2 protein-coding genes are annotated in these 3,607 nt (G+C 74.5%); one reads left to right on the top strand and one right to left on the bottom strand.

Annotation, left to right across the window (positions count from 1 at the left end):
* A partial coding sequence (locus tag HW445_RS22435) for an AzlC family ABC transporter permease (RefSeq protein WP_180222774.1) occupies positions 1 to 589 on the bottom strand: 589 nt, incomplete at its 3' end.
* Between the two features lie 97 nt (positions 590 to 686).
* Between HW445_RS22435 and HW445_RS22430 the strand changes: the two genes are divergently transcribed.
* Positions 687 to 3,607 (top strand): DEAD/DEAH box helicase (locus HW445_RS22430; protein WP_180222773.1); only part of this gene is annotated, 2,921 nt, incomplete at its 3' end.

Here is a 3,607-nt window from a genome sequence, read left to right as displayed (position 1 = left end):
CCACGGCGCTGCGCAGCATCGGCGCCAGCAGGGCCAGGAAGACGGCCGGGCCGGCGGCGTCCAGCCCCCACGCCTCGGTGTCCCCGATCGCCTCCGCGCCCAGCGCGCCGAGCAGCGTGGTCAGGTTCCACAGCAGGTAGAGGGTGACGCCGGTGACGGTGAAACCGATCCGCGCCGCCCGACGGGTCGGCTGCGCCAGGGCCACCGCCGTGGTCTCGTCGATCACCCACTGGGCAGCAGCCGGCCGAACCGCCGGACGCAGCGCCAGCAGCTGCGACAGCCGCAGGCCGTAGAAGGCGTTCCGCACGCCGAGGAAGAAGGCCCCGGCCGCCGCCGTGAACGGGTTGCCGCCCGCCGCCAGCGCTCCCACCAGGGCGAACTGCGACGCGCCGGTGAAGATGAGCAGGCTGGTCAGGCAGGTCTGCAGCAGGGTGAGCCCGGCGCCCGCGGAGGTCACCCCGAAGGCGAAGCCGGACAGTCCCACCGCGACGCCGACCCCGAGGGCGTCACGGACCACCGCCGCGTCGGGCTTGGCGTCGGCGGGATCCGGCTGGTCAGGACGTTGCGTGTGCGCTGTCTCGTGTGCCACGCCCGCAGCCTAGGCAGGCCGGCCGCCTTCCGGTCAGCGTGTTCGATATTCGGGCAGGTCAGCGGCGAGTGTCGGTGGTGAGGTGCAGGATGGAGCCATGGCCGGCACCCCCCATCCCGCCCTGGCAGGCTTCTCCCCCGCGACCCGCGGCTGGTTCGCGGGCGCCTTCACCGCGCCCACCTCGGCCCAGGCCGGGGCCTGGCGGGCCATCGGCGAGGGGTCGGACGTCCTGGTGGTGGCCCCCACCGGTTCCGGCAAGACGCTGGCCGCCTTCCTCGCCGCCCTGGACCAGCTGACCTCCACGCCCCCGCCCGCCGAGCCGAAGAAGCGCTGCCGGGTGCTCTACGTGTCGCCGCTGAAGGCCCTGGCGGTGGACGTGGAGCGCAATCTGCGCAGCCCGCTGACCGGTATCCGCCAGGAGGCGGTGCGGCTCGGTCTGCCCGAGCCCGAGGTCCGGGTGGGCATCCGTTCGGGTGACACCCCCGCCGCCGAGCGCCGGTCGCTGGCCAACCGGCCGCCGGACATCCTGATCACGACGCCCGAGTCCCTCTTCCTGATGCTGACCTCCGCCACCCGGGAGGCGCTGACCGGCGTCGAGACGGTGATCCTCGACGAGGTGCACGCCGTGGCCGGGACCAAGCGCGGCGCCCATCTGGCCCTCTCCCTGGAGCGGCTGGACGAGCTGCTGCCCCGTCCGGCCCGCCGGATCGGCCTGTCGGCCACCGTCCGCCCGGTCGACGAGGTGGCCCGCTACCTCTCGCCGCAGCGCCGGGTCGAGATCGTCCAGCCGCCGTCCGGGAAGGAGTTCGACCTGTCGGTGGTCGTCCCCGTGGAGGACATGGGCGAGCTGGGCGGCTCCCCCGCCACGGACGCCGGCAAGGACGGCGAGCGGCCGTCGATCTGGCCCTCCGTGGAGGAGCGCATCGCCGACCTCGTGCAGTCGCACCGCTCGACCATCGTCTTCGCCAATTCCCGCCGTCTGGCGGAGCGGCTGTGCAACCGGCTCAACGAGATCGCCTACGAACGGGCCACCGGCGAGCCGCTGCCCGAGGAGCATTCCCCGGCCGAGCTGATGGGCGGCTCCGGCGCCGCGCAGGGCGCTCCCCCGGTGATCGCCCGGGCGCACCACGGCTCGGTCTCCAAGGAGCAGCGCGCCCAGGTCGAGGAGGACCTGAAGGCGGGCCGGCTGCCCGCCGTGGTCGCCACCTCCAGCCTGGAACTGGGCATCGACATGGGCGCCGTGGACCTGGTCGTCCAGGTGGAGTCGCCCCCGTCGGTCGCCTCCGGCCTGCAGCGCGTGGGCCGCGCCGGGCACCAGGTGGGCGCGGTGTCCACCGGCGTCGTCTTCCCCAAGTACCGCGGTGATCTCGTGCAGGCCGCCGTGGTGACGGAGCGGATGCGCACCGGTGCCATCGAGTCGCTGCGCGTGCCCGCCAATCCGCTGGACGTGCTGGCGCAGCAGATCGTGGCGATGACCGCGGTGGACGGCTGGCAGGTGGACGAGCTGCTGGCGCTGGTCCGCCGGGCCGCGCCGTTCGCCTCGCTGCCGGAGTCGGCGTTCAACGGCGTGCTGGACATGCTGGCCGGCCGCTACCCGTCCGACGCCTTCGCCGAGCTGCGGCCCCGCGTGGTGTGGGACCGGGTGACGGGCACGGTGACGGGCCGGCCCGGCGCCCAGCGGCTGGCCGTCACCTCGGGCGGCACCATCCCGGACCGCGGGCTGTTCGGCGTGTTCCTCGCGGGCTCCGACCCGAAGAAGGGCGGCGGCCGGGTCGGCGAGCTCGACGAGGAGATGGTCTACGAGTCCCGCGTGGGCGACGTGTTCACGCTCGGCACCAGCTCCTGGCGGATCGAGGACATCACCCGCGACCGGGTGCTGGTCTCCCCCGCGCCGGGCGTACCGGGGCGGCTGCCCTTCTGGAAGGGCGACCAGCTCGGCCGCCCGCTGGAGCTGGGGCGCGCGGTGGGCGCGTTCCTCCGCGAGGTCGGTTCGCTGTCCGAGGAGGACGCCCGGCTGCGGCTGCTCGCCGCGGGCCTGGACGCCTGGGCGGCGGACAACGTCATCGCCTACCTGACCGAGCAGCGCCAGGCCTGCGGCCACGTCCCCGACGACCGCACCATCGTGGTGGAGCGGTTCCGCGACGAGCTGGGCGACTGGCGCGTCGTCGTCCACTCCCCGTTCGGCGCGCAGGTGCACGCCCCCTGGGCGCTGGCCCTGTCCGCGCGCCTGTCCGAGCGCTACGGCATGGACGCCCAGGTGATGCACGCCGACGACGGCATCGTGCTGCGCCTGCCGGACGCCGATCTGATGGGCCTGGACCTGATGGACCAGGACCCCGCCCGGGCAGGCCTGGAGTACGACGGCGAGCAGGCGCCGGTGGGCGCGGCCGACGTCGCCTTCGAGCGGGGCGAGGTCGACCGGCTGGTCACCGACCAGGTCGGCGGCTCCGCCCTCTTCGCGTCCCGGTTCCGTGAGTGCGCCGCCCGCGCCCTGCTGCTGCCCCGCCGCAACCCGGGCCGGCGGACGCCGCTCTGGCAGCAGCGCCAGCGGGCCGCCCAGCTGCTGTCGGTGGCGAGCGAGTTCGGTTCCTTCCCGATCGTCCTGGAGGCGGTCCGCGAGTGCCTCCAGGATGTGTTCGACGTGCCCGGGCTGACCGAGCTGATGGGCGACATCGAGTCCCGCAAGGTCCGCCTGGTCGAGGTGACCACGCCCGAGCCGTCGCCGTTCGCCCGGTCCCTGCTCTTCGGCTACGTCGCCCAGTTCCTGTACGAGGGCGACTCCCCGCTCGCCGAGCGGCGGGCCGCCGCGCTGTCCCTGGACTCCCGGCTGCTGGCCGAACTCCTCGGCCAGGCGGAGCTGCGCGAACTGCTCGACGCCGACGTGCTCACCGAGCTGGAGCGGGAGCTCCAGTGGCTCACCGAGGACCGCCGGGTGAAGGACGCGGAGGGCGTGGCCGACGTCCTGCGGCTGCTGGGCCCGCTCACCGACGCCGAGCTGGCCGAGCGCGGCGCCGAGCC

The organism is Streptomyces sp. UH6, from assembly GCF_013421635.1.
GTDB classification, from domain to species: domain Bacteria; phylum Actinomycetota; class Actinomycetes; order Streptomycetales; family Streptomycetaceae; genus Streptomyces; species Streptomyces abyssomicinicus.
This window is presented reverse-complemented; position numbering and strand designations above follow the sequence as displayed.